The sequence below is a fragment of the Sphaerochaeta sp. UBA5849 genome, assembly GCA_002432715.1.
GTDB lineage: Bacteria > Spirochaetota > Spirochaetia > Sphaerochaetales > Sphaerochaetaceae > Sphaerochaeta.
Genome location: DJGJ01000066.1, coordinates 83674 through 106016, shown reverse-complemented (window position 1 = coordinate 106016; position 22343 = coordinate 83674). Strand labels below are relative to the sequence as shown.

Annotated in this window: 24 protein-coding genes and 3 tRNA genes; 22 read left to right on the top strand and 5 right to left on the bottom strand. The window is 51.6% G+C overall.

Translation table 11 applies throughout. The features are described from left to right. The first annotated feature begins 107 nt into the window (after positions 1-107). From B3K89_RS11785 to B3K89_RS11770, 4 genes are all read left to right on the top strand, one after another. Positions 108-178: transfer RNA gene (locus B3K89_RS11785), tRNA-Gln, on the top strand. A 5-nt stretch (positions 179-183) separates the two neighbouring features. Further along, a tRNA-Glu gene (locus B3K89_RS11780) sits at positions 184-255 on the top strand. 74 nt (positions 256-329) lie between these two features. Then, positions 330-1967, top strand: a complete 1638-nt coding sequence (locus B3K89_RS11775; RefSeq protein ID WP_293893530.1) for an ABC-F family ATP-binding cassette domain-containing protein — start codon at positions 330-332, stop codon at positions 1965-1967. Positions 1968-1976: 9 nt separating this feature from the next. Further along, complete coding sequence (locus B3K89_RS11770; protein ID WP_293893533.1) at positions 1977-2738, top strand: type III pantothenate kinase; 762 nt, start codon at positions 1977-1979, stop codon at positions 2736-2738. Here the strand turns inward: B3K89_RS11770 and B3K89_RS11765 are convergent. The 3 genes from B3K89_RS11765 to B3K89_RS11755 all read right to left on the bottom strand — a co-directional run bounded on the left by B3K89_RS11765 (position 2735) and on the right by B3K89_RS11755 (position 5335). Beyond that, positions 2735-3958, bottom strand: a complete 1224-nt coding sequence (locus B3K89_RS11765) for an aminopeptidase (RefSeq protein ID WP_293893536.1) — start codon at positions 3956-3958, stop codon at positions 2735-2737. The two genes, B3K89_RS11770 and B3K89_RS11765, sit on opposite strands and share 4 nt — an antisense overlap. A 10-nt stretch (positions 3959-3968) precedes the next feature. Next, a complete protein-coding gene (locus B3K89_RS11760) occupies positions 3969-5156 on the bottom strand; it encodes an aminopeptidase (protein ID WP_345907434.1) in 1188 nt (395 codons plus the stop codon). Between the two features lie 108 nt (positions 5157-5264). Then, positions 5265-5335, bottom strand: a tRNA-Gly gene (locus B3K89_RS11755). Between the two features lie 114 nt (positions 5336-5449). On the opposite strand from B3K89_RS11755, the gene B3K89_RS11750 reads away from it, so the two are divergent. Further along, complete coding sequence (locus tag B3K89_RS11750; protein ID WP_293893542.1) at positions 5450-5698, top strand: DUF3276 family protein; 249 nt, start codon at positions 5450-5452, stop codon at positions 5696-5698. 50 nt (positions 5699-5748) lie between these two features. Then, positions 5749-6207, top strand: coding sequence for a GNAT family N-acetyltransferase (locus tag B3K89_RS11745; protein WP_293893545.1), 459 nt, complete (start codon positions 5749-5751; stop codon positions 6205-6207). Here the strand turns inward: B3K89_RS11745 and B3K89_RS11740 are convergent. After that, a complete protein-coding gene (locus B3K89_RS11740) occupies positions 6204-6833 on the bottom strand; it encodes a ribonuclease HII (RefSeq protein WP_293893547.1) in 630 nt (209 codons plus the stop codon). The two genes, B3K89_RS11745 and B3K89_RS11740, sit on opposite strands and share 4 nt — an antisense overlap. An 81-nt stretch (positions 6834-6914) precedes the next feature. On the opposite strand from B3K89_RS11740, the gene B3K89_RS11735 reads away from it, so the two are divergent. The 12 genes from B3K89_RS11735 to rnc all read left to right on the top strand — a co-directional run bounded on the left by B3K89_RS11735 (position 6915) and on the right by rnc (position 15664). Beyond that, entirely contained in the window at positions 6915-9764 is a 2850-nt protein-coding gene (locus B3K89_RS11735) for a chromosome segregation SMC family protein (protein ID WP_293893549.1), read from the top strand. A 62-nt stretch (positions 9765-9826) separates the two neighbouring features. Continuing rightward, positions 9827-11161: a signal recognition particle protein gene (gene ffh / locus B3K89_RS11730; protein WP_293893551.1), complete on the top strand. Its 1335-nt coding sequence runs from the start codon at positions 9827-9829 to the stop codon at positions 11159-11161. Positions 11162-11186: 25 nt separating this feature from the next. After that, positions 11187-11453, top strand: coding sequence for a 30S ribosomal protein S16 (gene rpsP, locus B3K89_RS11725; protein WP_293893553.1), 267 nt, complete (start codon positions 11187-11189; stop codon positions 11451-11453). A gap of 15 nt (positions 11454-11468) precedes the next feature. Then, positions 11469-11702: a KH domain-containing protein gene (locus B3K89_RS11720; protein WP_345907433.1), complete on the top strand. Its 234-nt coding sequence runs from the start codon at positions 11469-11471 to the stop codon at positions 11700-11702. Positions 11703-11705: 3 nt separating this feature from the next. Beyond that, entirely contained in the window at positions 11706-12212 is a 507-nt protein-coding gene (gene rimM / locus B3K89_RS11715) for a ribosome maturation factor RimM (RefSeq protein WP_293893559.1), read from the top strand. Continuing rightward, positions 12209-12961 carry a tRNA (guanosine(37)-N1)-methyltransferase TrmD gene (trmD, locus tag B3K89_RS11710; protein WP_293910664.1) on the top strand — a complete coding sequence of 251 codons (753 nt, stop codon included), beginning with the start codon at positions 12209-12211 and terminating at the stop codon, positions 12959-12961. Before rimM ends, trmD begins: the two co-directional genes overlap by 4 nt. Beyond that, positions 12948-13304 (top strand): 50S ribosomal protein L19, encoded by a 357-nt coding sequence (rplS, locus tag B3K89_RS11705; protein ID WP_244774983.1) that lies wholly within the window; start codon positions 12948-12950, stop codon positions 13302-13304. Before trmD ends, rplS begins: the two co-directional genes overlap by 14 nt. A gap of 103 nt (positions 13305-13407) precedes the next feature. Beyond that, positions 13408-13899, top strand: a complete 492-nt coding sequence (locus tag B3K89_RS11700) for a hypothetical protein (RefSeq protein WP_293893573.1) — start codon at positions 13408-13410, stop codon at positions 13897-13899. Beyond that, the gene (gene coaD / locus B3K89_RS11695) at positions 13896-14396 is read left to right on the top strand and encodes a pantetheine-phosphate adenylyltransferase (RefSeq protein ID WP_293893576.1); all 501 of its coding nucleotides are present in this window, start codon (positions 13896-13898) and stop codon (positions 14394-14396) included. Before B3K89_RS11700 ends, coaD begins: the two co-directional genes overlap by 4 nt. Before the next feature lie 60 nt (positions 14397-14456). Then, on the top strand, positions 14457-14642 hold the full coding sequence (gene rpmF, locus B3K89_RS11690) for a 50S ribosomal protein L32 (protein WP_013606986.1): 186 nt from the start codon (positions 14457-14459) through the stop codon (positions 14640-14642). Between the two features lie 21 nt (positions 14643-14663). Then, complete coding sequence (gene acpP, locus B3K89_RS11685) at positions 14664-14903, top strand: acyl carrier protein (RefSeq protein WP_293893585.1); 240 nt, start codon at positions 14664-14666, stop codon at positions 14901-14903. A 14-nt stretch (positions 14904-14917) separates the two neighbouring features. Further along, positions 14918-15664 (top strand): ribonuclease III, encoded by a 747-nt coding sequence (gene rnc / locus B3K89_RS11680; protein WP_293893588.1) that lies wholly within the window; start codon positions 14918-14920, stop codon positions 15662-15664. On the opposite strand, the gene B3K89_RS11675 is transcribed toward rnc, so the two are convergent. Further along, entirely contained in the window at positions 15637-16995 is a 1359-nt protein-coding gene (locus B3K89_RS11675; RefSeq protein ID WP_293893591.1) for a CCA tRNA nucleotidyltransferase, read from the bottom strand. The genes rnc and B3K89_RS11675 overlap by 28 nt on opposite strands. A 121-nt stretch (positions 16996-17116) precedes the next feature. Between B3K89_RS11675 and ileS the strand changes: the two genes are divergently transcribed. The 4 genes from ileS to trpS are packed head-to-tail and all read left to right on the top strand — an operon-like array spanning position 17117 to position 22330. Continuing rightward, entirely contained in the window at positions 17117-20245 is a 3129-nt protein-coding gene (ileS, locus tag B3K89_RS11670) for an isoleucine--tRNA ligase (protein WP_320349585.1), read from the top strand. A gap of 4 nt (positions 20246-20249) precedes the next feature. After that, the gene (locus tag B3K89_RS11665; RefSeq protein ID WP_293893597.1) at positions 20250-21134 is read left to right on the top strand and encodes a hypothetical protein; all 885 of its coding nucleotides are present in this window, start codon (positions 20250-20252) and stop codon (positions 21132-21134) included. Between the two features lie 21 nt (positions 21135-21155). After that, positions 21156-21332: an FmdB family zinc ribbon protein gene (locus tag B3K89_RS11660; RefSeq protein ID WP_293893600.1), complete on the top strand. Its 177-nt coding sequence runs from the start codon at positions 21156-21158 to the stop codon at positions 21330-21332. Positions 21333-21337: 5 nt separating this feature from the next. Continuing rightward, positions 21338-22330: a tryptophan--tRNA ligase gene (gene trpS, locus B3K89_RS11655; RefSeq protein ID WP_320349586.1), complete on the top strand. Its 993-nt coding sequence runs from the start codon at positions 21338-21340 to the stop codon at positions 22328-22330. Positions 22331-22343: the final 13 nt, after the last annotated feature.

Here is a 22343-nt window from a genome sequence, read left to right as displayed (position 1 = left end):
GGAATGATTGGAAGAATTCATATCCGAGACAGTGGAGTAGGAATAAATTTCCCCATCCCCTTGACAAAGCATACGCATTTCCGTATCCTACCACAGGATTTTCAGATTGGGATGTAGTGTAATGGTAACACTGCAGATTCTGGTTCTGCCTTTGGGGGTTCGAATCCCTCCATCCCAGGCATCGGTTCCTTCGTCTAATGGTTAGGACAGGAGATTCTCAGTCTCTAAATAGGGGTTCGATTCCCCTAGGAACTAAAACGAATGAGGAAGGGGCAACCTTGTAGGTTGCCTTTTTTTATCGGTATACTAAGCATAAGGAACCGCACACTATGATTACAGCATCAAATATCAGTCTTTCCTATGGAACCCAGGTTCTTTTCAAGGAAGTAAATATCAAATTCACACCCGGCAACTGCTATGGCATCATCGGTGCCAACGGTGCCGGCAAGTCGACCTTCCTCAAGATTCTCTCGGGGGAGATTGAAGCCGATACCGGGGAAATCATCATCTCATCCGGCCAGCGGATGGCTGTACTCAGACAGGATCATTTTGCCTTCAACGATTATACGGTTCTTGAAACAGTCATTATGGGCTATGAGCAGCTGTATGCCGTGATGAAGGAACGGGACACCATCTATTCGAAAGAGGACTTCACCGAGGAGGATGGCTTGAGGGCGGCTGAACTTGAAGGTGAATTCGCTGAAATGGGAGGATGGGAGGCTGAGGCCCAGGCCGCCCAGATGCTCAATGGTCTGGGAATCGCCACTGATTTGCAGCAGAAGAAAATGAGTGACGTTGAGGACAACGTGAAAGTTCGTGTTCTCCTCGCCCAAGCCCTGTTCGGAAATCCCGATATTCTCTTGCTGGATGAACCGACCAACCACCTTGACCTCGAATCGATTCACTGGCTTGAAGACTTCCTTGCCAACTTTGACAACACCGTCATCGTTGTCAGTCACGACCGTCACTTCCTCAATACCGTCTGCACCCATATTGCAGACATCGACTTCGGCAAGATTCAGCTCTATGTCGGCAACTATGACTTCTGGTACCTGTCCAGCCAGCTGGCAGCCAAGCAGATGAAGGATGAGAAGAAGCGGCGCGAAGAAAAAATTTCAGAGTTGAAGGAGTTCATCCTTCGCTTTTCCAGCAATGTGGCAAAGGCAAAGCAGGCTACCAGCCGAAAGAAGCTTATTGACAAGCTCACCATAGACGATATCAAGCCCTCAAGCCGAAGATTCCCCTATGTTGCATTCAAGCCGATGCGCGAGTGCGGCAAGAACATTCTTGAAGTCAAGGGCCTGACCAAGGTCATCGACGGAGAGAAGGTGCTGGACAACTTCGACCTGGTGCTCAACAACGGGGACAAGGTTGCCTTCGTCGGCCCCAACCACTATGCCAAGACGGTATTGTTCGAGATACTCACCGGCAACATGCAAAGCGATGAGGGTACTTACACCTGGGGTGTGACTACCAGCCTGTCCTACTTCCCCAAGAACAACAGCCACCTGTTCACCGAGCATGTCTCCATCACCGACTGGCTGCGCAATTACAGCGAGGACAAGGACGATACTTATATCCGCTCCTTCCTCGGACGCATGCTTTTCAGCGGTGATGAGGCCCTCAAGGACTGTACGGTGCTCAGCGGAGGCGAGAAGGTGCGGTGCGTACTGTCGCGCATGATGCTCGAGCAGGCAAACTGCCTGATTTTCGATGAACCAACCAGTCATCTTGATTTGGAGGCCATCACCGCCCTCAACAACGCTCTTATCGATTTCTCCGGGGTTCTGCTCTTCAACAGCCATGACCATCAGTTTGTCGAGTCAATCGCAAACCGGATCATCGAATTTACACCAAACGGGGTCATTGACAGAATGATGGGCTTTGAGGATTATTTCAATGACGAATCCATCAAGGCTTTGCGGGATGAGAAGTACAGAGGCTCACACCACGCAATAGCGCTCTAGGGAGGCTCCATGCTGGTTGCAGTAGATATCGGAAACACAAATATTGTCATTGCAGTCCATGACGGAATGAGGTGGGTGCAGTCGTTTCGGATGTACAGCGACCAGAAGAAGACCAGTGACGAGTATTTCGTCGTGCTGGACAGCCTGATGAGTCACGCAGGCCTCCATAAGCATGATATCAACAGGGCGGTCATCAGTTCGGTCGTGCCGAACTTGACGCGCTCGATGCAGAAGAACATCATCAGGCTGTTCGACGTCCAACCCCTCATGGTCGACCATCAGGTGGAAACAGGGTTGAAGAAAGAGACGATTCCCGAGGAATTGGGAAGCGACCTGCTCGCCAACGCAGCCCAGGCCCACTATGTGCACCCCAATCAACCGGTGGTGGTGGTGGACTTCGGAACAGCACTCACGCTGACCACGGTCGACAGCGACGGCGCAGTCCTCGGTGCATCCATCGCTCCGGGCTTGGTCACTGCGGTGAATGCCTTGTTCGGCAATACCGCCCAGCTGCCGCAGGTCGAGCTGAAGATTCCTCAGACGGTCATCGGTCGAAACAGCCAGGAATCGATTCGCAGTGGAATCATGTTCGGGTATGCCGGTATGGTGAAGGCAATCATCGAGCGCACCGAACAGGAGCTTGGCTGTGAGGTCTTCGTCATTGCGACCGGAGGCCTCAGCCAAACCATAGCTCCCTTGATCGAGCGGATCAATCAAGTCTCGGCAATGCACACCATGGACGGCCTTCGCTTGATCAGCGAGCTCAACTAAAAGACAAATACTCCCTTTCTCATTACTGCAAAAGTCTTCCCGTCGCCGGTGGTGGCGTCGATGTCCATGTCCTTGGAACCAATCATGAAATCGACATGCATGAGACTGGTATTGCATCCGGCTTCATGCAGCTGCTCATCGGTGGAAAGCAACGCCCCATTCGCCAATGCCGTAGGATAGCCATCGCCTAGGGCGAGGTGGCAGGAAGCATTCTCATCCAGCAGGATTGAGTTGAAGATGTAGTTGCTCTGCGCGATGGGGCTGGTCTCATCCACCAGAGCCACTTCTCCGAGACGTCGGGTTCCTTCGTCGATGGAGAAGAAGGTATCCATCGCTTCCTTGCCTTCGCGGGCGCTGTAGTCGATTACCTTTCCATCCTTGAAGACAAGGCGCACTTCTTCGGTCTTGACATCGAGAACACTTACCGGTTTGGTGGTCGTAACATATCCGTCGGCCCGAAGCCGGTCGGGGGTGGTGAAAATCTCCTCGGTGGGAAGGTTTGCAAAGAATTGGAGCCCGTCGGGCATCGTTTCGGCACCTCCGGTGAACCGGGCTTGGTCGGTGAAGCCTATGGTGAGGTCGGTTTTGCTGCTCTTGAAGTGAAGTGTATCGATTCCTTGGTCGTTCAGGTACGTTCTTCGGCGGTCCAGCATCTCTTTCTTCTCTTCCCATGCAAGACCGGGGTCTTTTGTATCGAGCAGGAGTATCGGCTTGAGCACATTCATCAAATCATCGATGGTAGCCTGCGGCCCAAGCACCTGCTTGGCCCACAGGGGGCCGGGGGCGCAGCAAACACACCAAGCAAGCTGGCTGCGCATAAGTTTCTTGCTTCGCGCTTCATGAAATCTTCGCTTCGCCTTGCCGAGAATCTGATTCTTTGTCTGGTCGAGCTCGGCGTGGTCGAGCCGCTCTTCGGTGGCATCGATGCGGATGTAGGACCAGCCTTCGGTGCACATCTCATAGTCGAGTGCCTTCATGTAGGCCGGGTTGAACGTCAGCTGGTCCTCCTCCTGGGCTGCCAGGCGGGATGCAAGTACGTCCAGGTCGTCAAGAAGCACCTGGACGAAGGTTGCTCCCTTCCTGTATGCCGATTTGCTGAGCTCGCGGGCGAAGTAGTACGTCCCCGGCCCGGTCAGGATGAGGACATTCTTTCCTTTCTGAAGATTGATGCCTTTCTCAATGATGAGGTCTGCATATGCAGCAATGAGTTTTGGGTCCATATGTATACTCCTATAAGGTGTGTACCCCTTCAAACATGACGTCATGGATTTGGCCGTCATCGGCTTGGAGGGTGACACTTAGATGACTGTCTCCCACGGGAATTTCCAATCGTACCAAGGATTCACACAATTTGCTTGTGAGGATATCCTCGTCGTTGGCCTGGGTGGTAAGCGTGTCCAAGGAGAATCCCCCGAACGTAATCGTCGTGGTGATTTCCTTGGCAAAATGCGGATGAATCGATTTTTCTATGTATCGGCTCTCAATGGTGTCGTTGTCAGCAAGGGAAATCTCGCCGACGTGTCTCGCTCCTTCATCAATGTTGAAGAAGGCAGACAGTGCCTCTTTTCCGGTTTCCGCCTGCCAATCGATGACTCTTCCGTCCTTCACGGTAAACCACGCTCCTGTCACTTCGCTGCCCAGTACATAGAAAGGTCGAGAGGCCGAAAAAGTCCCTTGGGCCGAAAAGCTGTCCAACGGGGCATGGAGGCCTTGGACGGGCAGCGTAGGGGAGAAGTAGCGTCTGCTCGCCAACGTGGTCCTGCCGCCGGCCCAGCGCGTGTTTTGTGCAAGCGCGACTTCAAGCTGCCAACCATCGGATACACAGGTGACACGGCTATGGCCGATTTTGTTCAAAGCGTTCTTGCGATATTCCAACAAATTTCCCTGCTCTTCCCAGTATGAGACGTTCCACCCATCATCCAGGCGATAGAGCATGCTGAACAGATGCCACATCCGATCTTCATTCACAGCCTTTCCCAGCAGTTCCGACGCCCATCGTATGCCGGGGTAGGGAACATTTGCCCATGGCACGGCAATACGGCGGTCGAGGATCACCGGGTCGCTGAGATGGCCGAATTTTGCAATGGCTGTTACTTCACCGACAACCAGGGACAGGTCGCCCGCATTTCGATACGGATTTGTATCAAGATCGAAGATATGGCACATGACCGTCGTGTGCACTGGCGGACGGAAAATCTCCTTCTCCTCAGGTTCAATCGGGTAGGCTTGGACAACCTTCCCATGATTGGTTTCCACAATGGTCACGCTCTGGCGGGTTGTCAAACATGCTTGTCTGGCCAACAGGCGTGCAAATTGCATGGTTGTTGCTTCGGTGTTGATTGAAAGGCTGTCGCCTTCGGTCAGCTTGAGCTGCACATCGATGATAAGCTGTGCATACCGTTTGAGTATGAGTTCCATGAATCCTCCAGTACGATTCAATACTATAGCAAAATTATGAGGTGCGATATACCGGTGAATTGCATAAGACAACAAAAAACCCACACGCACTGGTGTAGGTTTCTCTTGAGCGCCCAACGGGAGTCGAACCCGCTTCTTCAGCTTGGAAGGCTGAGGTAATACCATTATACGATAGGCGCAAATGCTTGGTACGGTGTTTTTATAAAGTATTCTGAATTCTTCGTCAAGTACCTGCAGTTGACAGAGGAGCATAAAGCCTGTTACAAGTACTCTATAGCGATACAAGCGAGGTTATGAGCGTGGGACAGCGTGGAGAAGTGTATTCAACGAGACTTGTCAAGAATGACAGGACCTATTTCTTTAATGTGAAAGAGAACATTTATGGGGACATGTTCCTCAATTTGGTTGAGAGCAAGGGTACTCCTGACAGTGACAAGTTCATCAGGCAGTCATTGATAGTCTATCAGGAAGATTTGGGAGAATTCTTGAAGGAACTGCAGAAATCCCTGGATTTCATCAAGCAGAACTCCAAGCAGAAATAAACCAAGTGGGCAGCCGAGAGGCTGCCTTTCTTGTATTAGGAGTAGCATCGATGGAAATCAAACAGATGCAGACACAGGATATTCCCGCAGTCTGCGCCCTGGCAAGAGAAGTCTTCGACCAGGTTCTTGCCTCGACATATACAGAAGAGGGAAGGCAGACCTTCTACGCATTCATCGAAGAAAGCGCGATGCAGGCCCGCCTTTCGGACGGAGGATTCGGATTGGTTGCCTTCTTGGATGGAACGCTTGTCTCCCTGATTGAAATTGGCAGAAACTCCCATATCTGCTTGCTGTTCACCAAATGTGAGCACCAAGGAAAAGGCTTTGCGAAGGCACTGGTCGAACAGGCTGTATCGCTGTGCAAGAAGCGGGACAGCAGTGTGGCGGCAATCAGCGTCAACGCTGCACTCTCGGCAGTAGAGGCCTACCAACACTTTGGGTTCAAGCAGTGTGCTCCTGAACAAGAGAGAGACGGCATACGATTTGTGCCGATGATGCGGCTGCTCTAAAAGAGCGTTGCCTGACAGCTGTTGTTCTGCGGTTTGCCTTTGATGTGGAATGTACGCCGATGAATGGGGCACAAGCCATAGAGCAGACATGCATCTCGGTGCTCGGCGGTTGGATAGCCCTTGTGTTTCTCAAAATTGTAGAGAGGCCATTTTTGGTGGCAGAGAACCATGTATCTGTCCCGTTGATTCTTGGCAAGGATGCTGGCCGCCATGATTTGGGGAACGAGGGCGTCCCCACCGACAATCGTCTGGGTGATGCAATCCAGGTTCGGGCGTTGGTTGCCGTCAACCAAGGCCAAATCCACCCGTACTTTGCTGCTGATTTTCTCATAGGCGCGCTGCATGGCCAAAAGCGAAGCCTGCAGGATGTTGATCCTGTCGATTTCCTGGGCGGTTGCCAGAGCGATAGCCCAAAAAAGGGCCTTATTTTTAATCACCATTTCTGCTTCAAGGCGTTGCTTTTCACTCAGCTTCTTTGAATCGTTGAGCAGGTGGGTGGGAAAGTCGGGGCCCAGGATGACTGCTCCAGCCACCACAGGACCTGCCAGCGGCCCCCTGCCGGCTTCATCCAAGCCGCATACTACGCGGTAATCGTGCTCCATCGGGAACAACAAGGCCTCCTGCATGCTTTTTCCTCCTACTTTTACCGACGACCAACCTATGCTATAATCCTCCCATTACTGCGTCAAGCACAAAGAGGGTGTATTTTGTTTCTAAAAAGCCTGGAGATATATGGTTTCAAATCCTTTGCAGATAAAGTGAATTTGGAATTTTCAGATGGAATTACCAGCCTGCTTGGCCCCAACGGATGTGGAAAGAGCAACATAGTCGATGCCATCAAGTGGGTGCTTGGCGAACAATCGACGAAAACACTACGGGCTGGCCGCATGGAAGACATCATTTTCAACGGCACAGATACGAGAAAACCTCTTCAGGTAGCAGAGGTATCGTTGGTCATCTCCAATGAGGAACGCCATCTTTCCATTGAAGAAGCTGAGGTTGAGATCAAGCGACGCATATTCCGAAGCGGCGAGAGTGAATACTATTTGAACCGCAACAGGGTCCTGCTCAAGAACATCCGTGAGCTCTTCTATGACACTGGAGTAGGAAAGAGTGCCTACTCCATTCTCGAGCAAGGAAAGATCGACCAAATTCTCTCTTCAAAGCCGGAAGACCGACGCTATATATTCGAGGAAGCTGCAGGAATATCACGATTCAAGGTCCAAAGCATCGAAGCCGAACGCAAGCTGGCAAAGACTGATGAGAACATCCTGCAGGTGGAAACCATTCTCAAGGAAGTGAAGCGCAACTACGAAACCAAGAAGAATCAGGCAGCCAAGGCGGCCTCCTACCGCACGCTCAAGCAAGAACAATTCTCCCTCGAAGTAGATGTCCAACTCTCAACACTCAAATCATACATCATGCTGCGTGAGAGCAAGATCGAGTTGAAGGAGCGGTACGAGCGTGAGTTTGAGTCGCAGAAGGGCTCCTTGACCAGTTGCGACCAGGAAATTGAACAGATGCAGGACCAGCTTCGAGCCTTGGGAACCGAGCGGATAACCATGCAGACGGAACTGCAGCGACTTGATGAATCCATCAAGGGCAAGGCGGATAAACTCGACTTGTTGACCCAGCGCTTCCGGGATTTTTTGCAGCAAAAGGACCAAGCCGCAGCCCGCAGCCAGGTCATTTTGGAACATATTGAACGCGATACCGCTGAAATCGACCAAAAACTCGATGAGATGGCGGATATCGACGCCTCGGTCATCCAGCTTGAAGAGGAGATGGCCCGCAACCAGAAAGCATTGGACGCCACGCGTTCCCTGCTGTATGGGCATAACCAAGAGATTACCGATCTTGAAGGCCAAAACATGGGCCTTGATGACAGTCTTGAAGAGCTTTCGTTGAAGATCAAGGAGCTGACCGATATCATCGTCATCCAACTCGAGGAGAAGCTGAAGCAGAGCGGGTACAACCAGAACAGCAAGGAAGCTGCCAGGGCGGACTTGGTCAAAGCCATCGAGTATATGCGCAAAAGCCTTGAGGAGCAGACGCAGTTCCTCAAGCAACTGTCCCATACCACCCTCTCTTCCCAGGACCTGGTTGAGAGGCAGCTTCAGTTCCATCAGAACATGTCCATTGCCGTTGAGCGCATCCAAGCCTTGTTTCAAAAGTATGAGGCCATGCAGCCGACCTTCCTCGACGAGCTCATTTCACCCCAGGGCACCATTTCCGAGAAGCACCGCCTCGACGACCAGATGGCTGCAATACGCAAGCAAGTGCAGTCGAATCGTGAACGGATTGCCTACCTGCGGGAGGAAAATGTCCGCCTGGGCCTCGAACTTGAACGATACCAAGGCACCATCAGCGACCAGAAGGTAGCCATGAATCAACTGCTTTCGCAAAAGAGCGCCGCCAAGGAGTGGGTGTCCAAGCTTCAGCGTTCGGTCACTGAGCAGGAGTATCAATACAAGGATGCGGTCAAGCTCTCTGAGACGGCACAGGAGCGGATCTATGAGACGCAGGAGGACATCCGCAGCGTCGAGGGCGAGGTGAAGGAGAATAAGAACCGCATCGCTATGCTGAATGCCGACTTGAAAGATTTGATCGTGGTCATTGAGCAGCAGAGCAATCAGATCAGGAGCAAGCAGGACCAGAAGAACGAGCGGTATGAAGAGCTGCAGAAAATGCGGTCGGAGAAGGAGAAGCTGGAGCTGCAGATTGAACAGCTTGCAAGCAATATAGCTGTGCTGTACACCAACTTCTTCGACAACTACGGCAAGAGCCTGAAAGAGTTTGAAGGTAGATTGAGCGAAGAGACCCTCGACATTCCCGTTCTCAAGTCCCGGTTGGAGGAGGTGAGAAAAAATATCGAGGGAATGGGGTACATCAATCAGATGGCTGAGGAAGAGTTCGGCGAGGTCAAGGAGCAGTACGACTTTCTGACCAAGCAGCTGGATGACCTGAACAGGGCGAAAGCGGATCTCGATGCAGTGGTGCTCCAGATCAAGAGCCGCAGCGAGGAGCTTTTTCTTGCCTCCTACAAGCAGATCAGCCAGAATTTTCAGGAGATGTTCCGCCGCCTGTTCGGGGGCGGGCGGGCGGAGTTGACTTTGGTCGATCCAGAAAACGTCCTGGAGAGCGGGATCGACATCCTGGCCCAGCCGCCGGGAAAGAAGTTGACGCATCTGGCCTTGCTCAGTGGCGGTGAGAGATCGATGACCGCTGTCGCCCTGCTGTTTGCCACGTATCTGGTAAAACCCTCTCCCTTCTGCATCCTCGATGAGATCGATGCCGCCCTCGACGACCGAAATATCGGATATTTTCTCTCCGTGCTGGAAGAGTTCGCCCGCAAGAGCCAATTCATCATCATCACACACAACAAGCATACAGTCATGGGAAGCCAGACCCTCTTGGGGGTGACCCAGATGGAGCCCGGGGTTTCGACCATGGTCAGCTATCGTATCGGGAACTTTGCAGGGGAACAGGTCATTCTCAATGACCGGCAACAGGCCGTTTCCTTCGATGAGGAAGGGCAGTCTCTCGGCACTTCTTGACAGAAAAGACTGGTGTACGGTATAAGATGTAACTTGAGTGAAATTCATAATAGAGTAAGGTAATGTTTGATTCAATAAGCGATAAGTTCTCCGGCATCATGCGAACGTTTGCCGGCAAGTCCAAAATAACCGAGAAGAACATCCAGGATGCCGTTGAAGAGATCAAGGTGGCGCTCCTGGATGCTGACGTAAACCTGCGCGTTGTCAGACGCTTCATCAATGGGACCATGGAAGAAGCTCTTGGGGAGAAAGTCCTCAAGGCCGTCGATCCGGGTCAACAGTTCGTGAAGATCGTCTACGATCACATGGTCGCCCTGCTCGGGGATGAGGAGAATCAAAAACTCCTGCTCAAGGGTCCCGACACCACCACCGTCATCCTGATGATGGGGTTGCAGGGATCCGGCAAGACCACCACCAGCGCCAAGCTGGCTTCCCGCCTCAAGCGGGAGGGCAGGCGTCCCATGTTGGTTGCCGCCGACTTGGTCAGGCCGGCGGCCATCCTGCAGCTGCAAGTCCTCGGTGAGTCGGTTGGTGTGCCGGTGTTCACCCTTGCCGGGGAGAAAGACCCTTCCAAGGTTGCAAAGGCAGCCCTTGCCCAGGCAAAGAAGGAGCAGCGCGACATTCTGATCGTCGATACAAGCGGGCGCATGCACCTCGACCAGGCCCTCATGGATGAGATCCAGCGGGTTCGTGATGCCATCAAGCCGGATGAAACGCTCTTTGTTGCAGACTCGATGACCGGTCAGAACGCTGTTGCCATTGCCCAGGAATTTGAGCAGAAAGTCGGAATTACCGGGGTAATTCTCTCCAAGTTCGATAGTGACACCCGCGGCGGTGCCGCACTTTCGCTGCGTTCGGTTGTTGGAAAACCCATCAAGTACATCGGTGTCGGCGAGAAGATGGACGACATCGAGCCGTTCTATCCAGACCGCATCGCCGGCCGAATCCTTGGCATGGGTGATATCGTAAGCTTGGTTGAAAAGGCCCAGAGCGCAATCGATGAGAAAGAAGCTCTCAGAATGCAGGAAAAGATGGCAAAGAACACCTTTGACCTGCAGGATTACCTCGACCAACTGAACAATATGGACAAGATGGGGTCGATGGAACAGCTGTTGGAGATGATTCCCGGGGCCAAGGGCCAGATCAGTGAAGATGACATCGACAAGGCGGAAATTCGCAAGGAGAAAGCAATTATCCTATCCATGACCTATGCGGAACGTGCGAATTACCATATAATGGGGCCGACAAGACGCAAACGGGTGGCAAACGGCAGCGGGACTACTGTGTCCGATGTCAACCGATTGCTCAAGAAGTTTGAGAAAATGCGACTTACGATGAAGAAGTTGGCAAAAAATAAAAAATACCAGGCTGCAATGCTGAAACAGATGGGTATGTAGAGTTGAATTCGTAGGAGGAATTGACGTGAGCACAAGCATGAGACTGAAGAGATTTGGCAGCAAGAAGAGACCTGACTACCGTATCGTGGTGATGGACTCAAGGGCTAACACCCAGAGCAAGACCCTCGATGAGGTTGGTCAGTACCACCCCTTGGCCGAGAAGGACAAGCAGGTAGTACTGAAGGTCGAGAAAATCAAGGAATGGCTTGCCAAGGGGGCACAGCCCAGCGATACCGTAAAAAGCCTGCTCAACAGAAATGGTGTAACTATAACCAGAACTGTCCAGGAATAATTCCAGGAGATGGTTGTGGAAAAAGATCTTGTTGAATACATTGTGAAATCACTGGTTGATGCCCCTGACGAAGTCAGCATCAATGTGGTCGAGGGCGAAAAGTCCACGATCCTTGAACTGAAGGTCGCCAGTGAGGATGTCGGCAAGGTGATCGGCAAGCAAGGCCGCATTGCAAAGGCTATCAGGACAATCCTGAGTGCCTCAGCCACCAAGAGCGGCAAGCGTGCCGTGCTCGAAATACTGGACTGACGTATGGAAGAGTTGCTCTGGACTGCTACCGTAAAAAGCCCGTTTGGGATTACCGGTGAGGTGAAGATTCATGCGCACAACGACGATTGTTCCTACCTTGGAAAACTCAAGGAGGTGGTTCTTCGTGCAAAAGATGGTACAGAGCAGCGCCTTACTATACAAAGTTTCAGGATGCAGGGTTCTCAGGCCCTTATGAAGTTTGCAGGATTCGATGATCCTGAAACTGCGAGGGCCTTGAACGGTCAGCACCTGTTGGTGGAACGCAGCAAGGCGGCCCCTTTGAAAAAGGGTCAGTACTATGTTGCCGACCTCATCGGTTGCACGTTGGAGCACGAAGGCGAAACGCTGGCCGAGGTGGTCAGCAGTATCGACGGTGCGCAGGCTGTATTGCTGGAAGTGCGAACGGCGGACGAACAACTCTATATGGTACCTTATCTGAAAGAGTATATTGGAGAGGTTGATTTGAAGAACCGAACGATTGAGTTGAAGACTCCCTGGATTCTCGCGTGAAAATCCAGATTGTCACCCTTTTCCCGGAGATGGTAGAGGGATTCTTTAAAAATTCAATCATGAGGCGGGCTGTGCAAAGCGGCTTGGTGGAGTATGAAATCATTGACTTCCGCAGTTTTGCCACCGACAAGCATCAGAGTTGTGACGATGTTCCTTACGGTGGGGGAGCCGGCATGGTGATCAAGACCGATCCGCTGTGCAAGGCGCTGGCCTCCATCAAGGCAGAGTCCAAGCGGGTCGTGTACGCTTCCCCCTCCGGTAAACGCTTCACCCAGCACTATGCCGAGAACTTGAGCAAGGAAGATGAATTGGTCTTCATCTGCGGTCATTATGAAGGTATTGACCAACGGGTGATAGACCTATATGTTGATGACGAGATTTGTATCGGGGATTATGTTATCAGCAGCGGTGAGGTTTCCACCTTGGTGATTGTCGATGCCGTCTACCGTCTCTTGGACGGTGTGATATCCAACGACTCACTTTCAGAGGAGAGTTTTCACAACAATCTGCTGGAATATCCTCACTATACAAGGCCTGAGACCTATTGCTCAAAAGGTGTCCCTGATGTATTATTGAGCGGACATCATGCCAAAATTGGACAATGGCGACTGCAGAAACGGTTGGAGAAGACTTTGTCACATCGGCCGGATTTGTTGGAGACGGCATCCTTGGATGCGAACTCCAGAAAGATTTTAAACGTATTGAAAGAACATAGTGCGAAGGGGACCGTAGACGATGGATGTTATTAAGGCTATTGAGTCAGAACAGATGAAGGAAAATGCAGAGAATTTTTGCGTTGGCGATACCGTAAAAGTGTTCTTCAAGATTATTGAAGGTACCAATGAACGTGTCCAGGTTTTCGAAGGCCTGGTGATTGCCAAGAACAATGGTGGGATTCGGAGAACGTTCGTTGTCCGCAAGATTTCCTACGGTGTGGGCGTTGAAAGGATTTTCCCCTTGCACTCTCCCCGTATCGAGAAGATTGAAGTCATTCGCAAGGGCCGTGTCAGAAGGGCAAAGCTCTACTATATCCGTGGCAAGGTCGGCAAGAAGGCCAAGGTCAAGGAACTCATCCGCAAGAAGAACGCCTAACGGTGGTTTGTCAAGCGTAAACAGGGGACGGCAGCTTGCCGTCCTTTTCTGTTCTCTTGCCCTCCTTGCTAAAACAAGGTAGGCTAGGGTATGCGAGGTAGAGATGGAAGCAGAAAGACCAGTCAATGAGCAGGCGCAGTTGAAACAGGAACGAAACCGGAAAGAAAAGCGCAATCGATCAAAAAAGCAGTCCAAGGCGAAACAAGCACAGAAAGAGAGCGTCGCTAAACCCAAAAACACCTTGTTGCCTGAAACAGCCAAGAAACCATATCACAGCACCATTGCCCAGCTCCCGGTCAAGCGAGTGTCGGAACCGCTTGAAACCTGCAAAATCTGCGGACAGGTCATTGATGTCATAGCCAGTGCATTGACCCACCCGGAGGGCGGGTTCTGTCATTTCGACTGTGTCCTGGAACAGATATCCGCCCAGCAGCCGCTTGCAGCCAATCAGAAGGTCAGCTATATCGGCAGAGGCACGTTTGCAGTAGTGGAAACCAAAGAGGATGGGACTTTCACCTTCATCAGACGTGTTGTTTGGGAGAATTCCGAAGCCTTTGAGCAGATGAAGAAATTCGTGGAGGCGACCAAGCAATGAGTATACCAAGCAGAACCGCCATGCTCCCCGGCTCGTTCGATCCACCGACAAACGGGCATATCGACATTATTGAACGCAGTGCACTCTTATATGAGAAACTGTATGTCGTAGTAGCGGACAATGTCCAAAAACAGTGTCTGTTTACTCCTGATGAGCGCATGGACATGCTGCGCCGGATTCTCTGCGACCACAAGAACATCGAAGTGGTAAGCTATCGAGGTCTGGTCGTTGACTTTGCCCGGGCCCATCAGATAGGGGTGATGATCAGGGGTGTCAGGGCCTTGGTCGACTTCGGATATGAGTTCGAGTTGGCGATGACCAACAAGCAACTCAATCCAGATTTGGAAGTCTTGTTCATGCCTACCAGCCCCAAATATTTCCAACTTAGGTCCAGTGCCATCAAGGAAATGGCAGCATATGGGGCCGATATTTCCCCGATGGTTCCCCCGCTTGTCGTACAATTGATGAGAAAACGAATCAAGTTGTTGACGCTTTAGGGCTTTTCCGTTATTCTTCTAAACGTGTCAAAATTTTGCATAGTGTAAGAGGATATCAACATGGCAACACCCAAATATAAGACTTCGAAGGCTAGTGCCGCTTCCAGAAAGGCTGCCAACATGCGTCTTGCTGCCCCCACGCTCTCCCAGTGTGGTACCTGTGGAAATATGGTTCTGCCTCACCGCGTGTGCCCCAAGTGCGGATTCTATCGTGGCGTGCAGGTCATCGAGCTGCAGGACAAATAAGTAATACTCAGGAGAAGCGAGATGGATAGCAAAGAAGTTTTTGAAAAAGTAAAGTCTTTGATTGCAGAGAAGTTGGAGATCGACGAGAGCAAGATCACCATGGATGCCTCCTTCCGCAAGGATCTTGGAGCAGATAGTCTTGATACCTACGAATTGGTGTATGCCATTGAAGAGGAACTTGGAATTTCCATCCCTGATGAGAAGGCGAATGAGTTTGAAACGGTTAAGGATGCAGTAGACTTCCTTGCAACAAAACTCTAAGGCACATTAGCCCAATGGAGAGCAAACTCTTCATGAGAGCTCCCGCCATCTCATCAGAAAGAGAGCGGGAGCTTCTTGTATTTATCAGAGAAAGCAACATCATCATCTCAAATCTTTCGTTGTTGAATCTTGCCTTTACCCATCGATCATATGCCAACGAGACCAGTGAGCTGGTTGATAACAATGAGAGACTTGAATTTTTAGGTGACAGTGTCCTGGGGATGTGCGTCGCTGATTGGCTTTTCAACAATCTTCCTGCCAAGGCGGAGGGGGATTTTTCAAAAATCAAGAGCGTTGTCGTCAGTGAAGACAGTCTTGCCATGATTGCAAGACAACTTCATGTCGATCGGTATCTGCTTATCGGAAAAGGTGAGGAGAATACCGGAGGCAGGGAGAAAAAGGCCCTGCTTGCCGACTGCATGGAGGCCCTCTTTGCCGCTTGCTATCTGGACAGCGGATTCGAAGCGGCCAAATCCTTCATCATGCGATACCTCGAACAGCAGATCAGGGCGGTGCTCGATGATGATTATCATCGTGATTACAAGACAAGTCTGCAGGAATATATGCAAAAACGTTGGCGCAAGGTTCCTACATATACACTGGTCAAGAAAACAGGGCCGGAGCATGACTTCACGTTCTTTGTTGAAGTCGATGTGAACGGCAGGGTGTTCGGACCGGCCAGCGGGGCGAACAAGAAACAAGCTGAGCAGATGGCGGCGAAACTGGCCTATGATCAGTTGGTGAAGACTGCCAGTGATTGATACTTTTCAGCCAGATCGAGCAGTTGCTCACGGTTGTTTTGTCCGGGGTCATCGAGCACCGTCTCCAAGAGATAGGAGAGGGTGGCCCCGATTTTTTCTCCCTTGGGTATTCCCAAGTCCAACAAGTCGTTGCCATTCACTGCCAAGTCCTTGATTGAAAGGGCGTCGTGCTCTTCGATGATCGCCTTGATGCGATGGTGCAGTTCATCGAGCAACACGGTATTGGCCTTGCCGTGAATGGCAACCTGATCGGCGATTCTGAGCTGCAAAAGCCGGGGGATGTACTGTAGGCCTACACGGGCGATGAAGCGTCGCACCGCGCTGTCGCTCCAATTGCTCTGATAATCGAACATATGATGGCGTACAAGGTGGGAGACATCCTTGATCAGATTGTTGCTTGCTTTGAGGCGCTTGAGCAACGACTGGGTGATCATCTCTCCGACCAGCTCGTGGCCTTTGAAGGTGTTGCGGTCTTCTGTCGGGACCACTACCTCGCACTTGCCGATATCGTGCAACAATGCCGCCAGCCTAACCTCCAACGTGGATGCAAATGCTGCAGAGGCCTGGCAGGCTGAGATGGAGTGGGAGAGAACATCCTCGTGGTGCATGCCCCCTTGGAACAATCCATCACAGGCCTTGAACTCCGGAAGAATGACGGTGAGAATCCCCTGTTCTTTGAGGTAGGAAAGTCCTGTGGCGGGATGGTCGGAGAGTACAAGCTTGAACAGCTCATCGCGGATGCGCTCCGCACTTACCTTGGAAAGGTTCTCCTTCAGCATTCCCATGGCCGACAAGGTTTGCATTTCAATGGAAAAATTGAGTTTTGCTGCAATCCTGGCGGCCCTGAGTATTCTCAGTGCATCCTCTGCGAAACGCTGCCGGGGATCGCCGATTGCCCTGATGATCTTGTTTTTCAAATCCTTTTTCCCGTCATGCAAATCGATGATGCGTCCATCTCTGCAATCGGCTGCGAATGCATTGATGGTGAAGTCCCGTCGCTTGAGATCTTCTTCGAGACTGGGAATGAACGTAACAGAGCTTGGGTGCCTGCCGTCGATATAGTCGGCTTCACTGCGGAACGTCGTCACCTCGAAGCTCTGCTTTTCAAAATGCACGGTAACCGTGCCATGCTCGATGCCGGTCGGTATCACGTGCTTGAAGAGTTGCATCACTTGGTCGGGGAGAGCGTCGGTGGTGAAATCATAGTCTTCGCTTTTCAAGCCCAAAAGATGGTCGCGCACAGCCCCTCCCACGATATAGAGGGAGAATCCTGCATCGGTGAAGTACCGGGCAAACCTGCGGATGACAGGCGGAATCGAAAAGACATTCATATGCGAACAGTAGCGCGCATGCCGAAGAACGTCAACGGGAAAAACAACTCACAAAGGTTGTCATTTCCTGCAGATATGAATAGAATGGCGTCATGCGATTGCATAGACGCGAGGAGTAAGTATGTTTCGTCCAGTAAACACCAAAGTGGATTTTCCCCAGATGGAAGAGAATGTTTTGTCGTTTTGGCAGGCAGAGGATATTTTCAAGAAATCGATTGAATCAAGGTCACAGGAGAACGAATACGTGTTCTACGATGGACCTCCGTTTGCCACGGGCCTTCCCCATTTCGGCCACTTGGTTCCTGGAACCATCAAGGATGCCATTCCCCGATACCACACCATGAAAGGCAAGCGCGTCAGACGCGGTTTCGGGTGGGACTGCCACGGTCTTCCTGTTGAGTATGAGATGGAAAAGACGCTGGGCATCAGTGGTCATTCTGCCATTGTCAAGTACGGCGTAGCCAAGTTCAACGAGCAGTGCCGCTCGATTGTCCTGCGCTATACCAAGGAGTGGCAGAGTACCATCAACCGCATGGGACGCTGGGTGGATTGGGAGAACGGATACCGCACAATGGATACCGACTACATGGAAACCATCTGGTGGGTGTTCAAGACCCTGTATGAGAAAGGCTACATCTATGAAGGGTACAATATCCTTCCCTATAGCCCCGCCCTTGCAAGCCCGCTTTCCAACTTTGAAGTCAACCTCGGCGGGTACCAGGATGTGGTCGACCAGGCTGTGACCGTTCGTTTTGCCGTCGACGGAGAGAAAGATACCTACTTTCTGGCATGGACGACCACGCCCTGGACGCTTCCATCCAACCTGGCCCTGGCCTTTGGGCCAGAAATCGACTATGTGAAGGTCCATGACAAGAGTGACGGGAATTACTATATATTGGGCAAGGCCCGTCTTGGCCATTACTACAAGGACCCGGCCTCCTACGAGATTGTGGATGAGCGGAAGGGAACCTTCTACAAGGGGATGCGGTACCAGCCGTTGTTCCCGTATTTTGCTGATTTGAAGGAAAAAGGTGCCTTTGTCTGTGTAAATGGTGATTACGTAACCACCGAAGACGGCTGCGGCATTGTTCATACAGCCCCCGGATTCGGAGAGGATGACTATCAGGTGCTCAAGGGAAGCGGGATTCCCGTTGTCTGTCCGATAGACCTGGAGTGCCGCTTCACCAATGAGGTGCCCGATTTTGAAGGACGTTTTGTCAAGGATACCGACAAGGATATCATTGCCTACCTCAAAGAGCACAATCTTTTGGTCAAGCGCGAGAACTATCTCCACTCGTATCCGTTCTGCTACCGAACCAAGAAACCTCTGATCTATAGGGCCATGAGCTGTTGGTTCGTCGACATCAACAAGATCAAACAGTACATGCTCAGTTCCAACGAACAGATTACCTGGATGCCCGACCACCTCAAGTACGGCCGTTTCGGCAAGTGGCTCGAGGGGGCACGTGATTGGGCCATCAGCCGCAACCGGTTCTGGGGAAATCCCATTCCCGTGTGGAAGTGCGACGGCAGCGACCATATCGAGGTGATCGGCAGTGTTGCCGAACTTGAGGCGAAATGCGGAAAGAAGGTCGAGGACCTGCACAAGCACTTTGTCGACGACCTGACTTGGCCCAGCCCCGACGGGAAGGGTACCATGAGGCGCATCGGAGACGTCCTTGACTGCTGGTTTGAGTCCGGTTCGATGCCCTATGCCCAACAGCACTATCCGTTTGAGAACAAGGAGTACTTTGAAAGTCACTTCCCTGCAGATTTCATCTGTGAAGGACTCGATCAGACCCGTGGTTGGTTCTATACCCTCACCGTCATTGCTGCCGGTTTATGGGAAAAGCCTGCATTCACCCACTGCATCACCAACGGCATCGTCCTGACCGCCGAAGGCAAGAAGATGAGCAAGAGCGAGCGCAACTATACCGACCCGATGGAGATCGTCAAGCTCTACGGGGCCGACTCGCTCCGCTTTGCCCTAATGAACAGTGCCGTTGTCCGCGCAGAGGATTTGAAATTCAGCGAGGATTCGGTCAAGGAAGTCCTCAAGACCCTGATCATTCCCCTGTGGAATGCATACTCGTTCTTTGTGACGTATGCAAACATCGACGGCTATGAACCCTCGGAGACAGCATTCAAGGATTTGACCAATCCCATGGATAGGTGGATCATCAGTGCCATGCAGCGGTTTGTTCAGGAAGCAACCGCCGCCTTCGAAGCGTACGACATCCAGAAAGCATGCTCACTCTTTGTTCCCTTCATTGATGATTTGAACAACTGGTACATCCGCCGAAGCCGCCGACGGTTCTGGAAGGGGGAGAACGACACGGACAAGAAACAGGCCTACGACACCCTGTACAAGGTGCTTCTGACCTTCCTCAAGGCGGTGGCCCCGATCATTCCCTTCACCACCGAGGATATCTACCAGAATCTGCGGACCGGTGAAATGCCTCAGAGCGTCCATTTGTGCATGTATCCCGACTACTGCGATGAGGAACGAGACCTTGCCTTGGAAAATCAAATGTCGTTGACGCAGAAGGCGATTGCCATGGGACGTGCGCTGCGCGCATCCAACAACTTGAAGATTCGCCAGCCTCTGAAGACACTCTTCCTTGTCGACAGGGAAGAGGAAGAGCGCGCAATCCTGAATTCGATGCAGGACATTATTGCCGAAGAGCTCAACGTCAAGGAAGTCCACCTGAGTTCCGATGAATCTGAACTTGTCGACTACAGCGCCAAGGCCAACTTCAAAGTGCTGGGAAGCAGGCTCGGCAAGGATATGAAGGAAGTTGCTGCCCTCATTGCCGATCTTGATGGGAAAACCATCGCTTCGATGCTCGATGGAAAGACTCATACGATCACCTACAGCAACGGAGAGATTTCCGTGAGCAAAGATGAAATCATTGTACAGCGCACCGAGCTTGAGGGAGTGAAAGTCCTCAACGATGGTTCCTTGACCGTAGGATTCGATACCAAGGTTACACAAGAGCTGCTTGAGGAAGGTATCGCCCGCGATATCGTCCGCTCCATCCAGAATCTGCGCAAGGAGAGTGGTTTCGAAGTCTCCGATCGTATTCGCCTGACCTGGGATGGTGATGAGGTCATCAAGCAGGTCTTTGAGCACTTTGGGCCGACGATTGCAAAAGAAACATTGTCCAACTCGATGAGCTTTGCTACACTGGATGGTGAAGCAATTGATTGCGGCGATCACTTGGTGAGGTTGTTTGTCGAGAAGGATTGAATGCATGGTTAGATTCTGCAAGATTGCATCAGCTTTCGTTTTGGCGGTCGTTGTCCTCTCCTCCTGTGCCACCGTGTCACAGAAGGGGCGGCCCTACTATGACTTCCAAGCGATGGGTGAAGAGAACGTGATTGTGGTGACCATCGATGCCCGCAAGGAGCAGGAGCTGGTGCAGGCAGCCTTCTCGGATCTTGAAGAGTTTGCGCGCCGTTCCAGAAGGGTATCTCTTGCGTTGAAACCTACATCCGATGCCTATCCCTTGGAAGCCGATGCCATCTCGGCATATGGGGTGGTGGAAGGTGACTATCCGAAGTTCCTTATCAATACCGGCATGATGTACGCCAAGGAGTTGGAACGGAAGGGCAACAGCGACGGACTTACGTGGTTCAGCCAGAAGAGCGGGCCTGTCTCGCTGTATACGCCGAAGAATGACAAGCTGCTCTTCACCAATGGTTCGTATGAGGAGAGCTATTCGAGCTTTGCAGCGAAAAACCGGTTGATCGATGACCAGACCGCCATGCAGATGGCACAATCATCAATCGCTGTCTATTCCCTGCATCCAGAAACCTTTTTTGATTTGGGACTTGGGTTGCCCGATACGGTGATCAAGCAGGCGAAGTCGATGTTGTTGTTGATCAATGCGGATGATGCAGGCTCGTATACCTTGGATGCGTATATCACCATGGATACTGCAAAGCTTGCATCCACCCTGTCCCAGATGGTACGCACCGCATACATTGCCAGATTGAAGCGGGAGAAGATTCCCTATAAGATTGCAGACTTGATGAAGATGTTTTTGATAGAGGATGATCGAGTAACGATCAAACACATGGAATTGGGCGAAGAGCAGATGGAAGCTCTCAGACACAGTCTGACTGGAATGCTTTAAGCCTGAGAGGAGATACATACGATGCCTTCTTATGAGTACGAGTGTCAGCTTTGCAAGGCACGAGTTGAACTGGTCCAGTCTTTGGACAAACATGAGGCTCCTGCCGTCTGCCCTTCCTGCAACATGGAACATACCATGATGCGGGTAAACATTCCCTCTTCGTCGATTCCTGAACAGGAATCAAAAGAGGAGGAGTAAGTCTCGTGGAACAAAGTAAGAAACGAATCTTGACAGGAGACCGTACCACCGGTCGATTGCACTTGGGACACTATGTGGGTTCTCTGAAGAGCAGGGTGGAGTTGCAGGACAGCTACGATACGTTCATTTTACTGGCGGACGTGCAAGCCCTCACGACGCACTTCGAGCATCCTGAGCTCATCAACACCAGCATCTACGATGTCGCCATAGACAACCTTTCAGTAGGACTCGACCCTGCCAAGATTACCTTGGTCCAACAGAGTCAGATCACCTCCATTGCAGAGTTGACGGTCTTCTACTCGATGCTTGTGACGGTCAATCAACTCAGGCACAACCCGACGATCAAGACCGAGGCGAAGAACTACGGGTATGCCGACCTCACCTATGGATTTCTCGGATATCCGGTGAGTCAAACCGCCGATATCACCTTCTGCAATGCACACCTTGTTCCCGTTGGTGAGGATCAGATTCCACATATTGAATTGGCACGAAAGATTGTGCGCAAGTTCAATGATATGTATGGAACCTCCATTGTTGAACCTGAAGCGAAACTCAGTACCGTGGGAAGGCTGTCAGGGCTGGATGGCAATGCAAAAATGGGCAAGAGCCTGGGCAATGCAATCTATCTCTCCGATACTCCTGAAACGGTATGGGAGCGGGTACGTAACGCCGTCACCGATCCGGCAAGAATTACGGTGAAGATTCCCGGTCATCCGGAAATCTGCAACGTCTACAAGTATCACTGCGTGTTCAATCCCGATGAGGCTGCCGATATTGCCGAGCGGTGCCGCAATGCACAGCTTGGATGTGTTGCCTGCAAGAAACGGCTCAACGAAGTGCTGAATGCCTTGCTCGATCCCATCCGACAGAGAAGGGCTTACTATGAGAACCACCTAGGTGAGGTCAGGGACCTGATAGTTGAAGGGACGCGGAAGGCGAATGTAATCGGAAACGAGAACCTGCACGCCATCAAGGAAAAGATGCACGTGCTGATCTAAGGCTGTGCCGGTC

Bases quoted from the DNA above. Each gene is read 5' to 3' on its own strand.
- B3K89_RS11775 (WP_293893530.1), top strand. From the start codon at position 330: ATGATTACAGCATCAAATATCAGTCTTTCCTATGGAACCCAGGTTCTT.
- B3K89_RS11770 (WP_293893533.1), top strand. From the start codon at position 1,977: ATGCTGGTTGCAGTAGATATCGGAAACACAAATATTGTCATTGCAGTC.
- B3K89_RS11765 (WP_293893536.1), bottom strand. From the start codon at position 3,958: ATGGACCCAAAACTCATTGCTGCATATGCAGACCTCATCATTGAGAAA.
- B3K89_RS11760 (WP_345907434.1), bottom strand. From the start codon at position 5,156: ATGGAACTCATACTCAAACGGTATGCACAGCTTATCATCGATGTGCAG.
- B3K89_RS11750 (WP_293893542.1), top strand. From the start codon at position 5,450: ATGAGCGTGGGACAGCGTGGAGAAGTGTATTCAACGAGACTTGTCAAG.
- B3K89_RS11745 (WP_293893545.1), top strand. From the start codon at position 5,749: ATGGAAATCAAACAGATGCAGACACAGGATATTCCCGCAGTCTGCGCC.
- B3K89_RS11740 (WP_293893547.1), bottom strand. From the start codon at position 6,833: ATGCAGGAGGCCTTGTTGTTCCCGATGGAGCACGATTACCGCGTAGTA.
- ffh (WP_293893551.1), top strand. From the start codon at position 9,827: ATGTTTGATTCAATAAGCGATAAGTTCTCCGGCATCATGCGAACGTTT.
- rimM (WP_293893559.1), top strand. From the start codon at position 11,706: ATGGAAGAGTTGCTCTGGACTGCTACCGTAAAAAGCCCGTTTGGGATT.
- rplS (WP_244774983.1), top strand. From the start codon at position 12,948: ATGGATGTTATTAAGGCTATTGAGTCAGAACAGATGAAGGAAAATGCA.
- B3K89_RS11700 (WP_293893573.1), top strand. From the start codon at position 13,408: ATGGAAGCAGAAAGACCAGTCAATGAGCAGGCGCAGTTGAAACAGGAA.
- coaD (WP_293893576.1), top strand. From the start codon at position 13,896: ATGAGTATACCAAGCAGAACCGCCATGCTCCCCGGCTCGTTCGATCCA.
- rpmF (WP_013606986.1), top strand. From the start codon at position 14,457: ATGGCAACACCCAAATATAAGACTTCGAAGGCTAGTGCCGCTTCCAGA.
- acpP (WP_293893585.1), top strand. From the start codon at position 14,664: ATGGATAGCAAAGAAGTTTTTGAAAAAGTAAAGTCTTTGATTGCAGAG.
- rnc (WP_293893588.1), top strand. From the start codon at position 14,918: ATGGAGAGCAAACTCTTCATGAGAGCTCCCGCCATCTCATCAGAAAGA.
- B3K89_RS11675 (WP_293893591.1), bottom strand. From the start codon at position 16,995: ATGAATGTCTTTTCGATTCCGCCTGTCATCCGCAGGTTTGCCCGGTAC.
- ileS (WP_320349585.1), top strand. From the start codon at position 17,117: ATGTTTCGTCCAGTAAACACCAAAGTGGATTTTCCCCAGATGGAAGAG.
- B3K89_RS11665 (WP_293893597.1), top strand. From the start codon at position 20,250: ATGGTTAGATTCTGCAAGATTGCATCAGCTTTCGTTTTGGCGGTCGTT.
- B3K89_RS11660 (WP_293893600.1), top strand. From the start codon at position 21,156: ATGCCTTCTTATGAGTACGAGTGTCAGCTTTGCAAGGCACGAGTTGAA.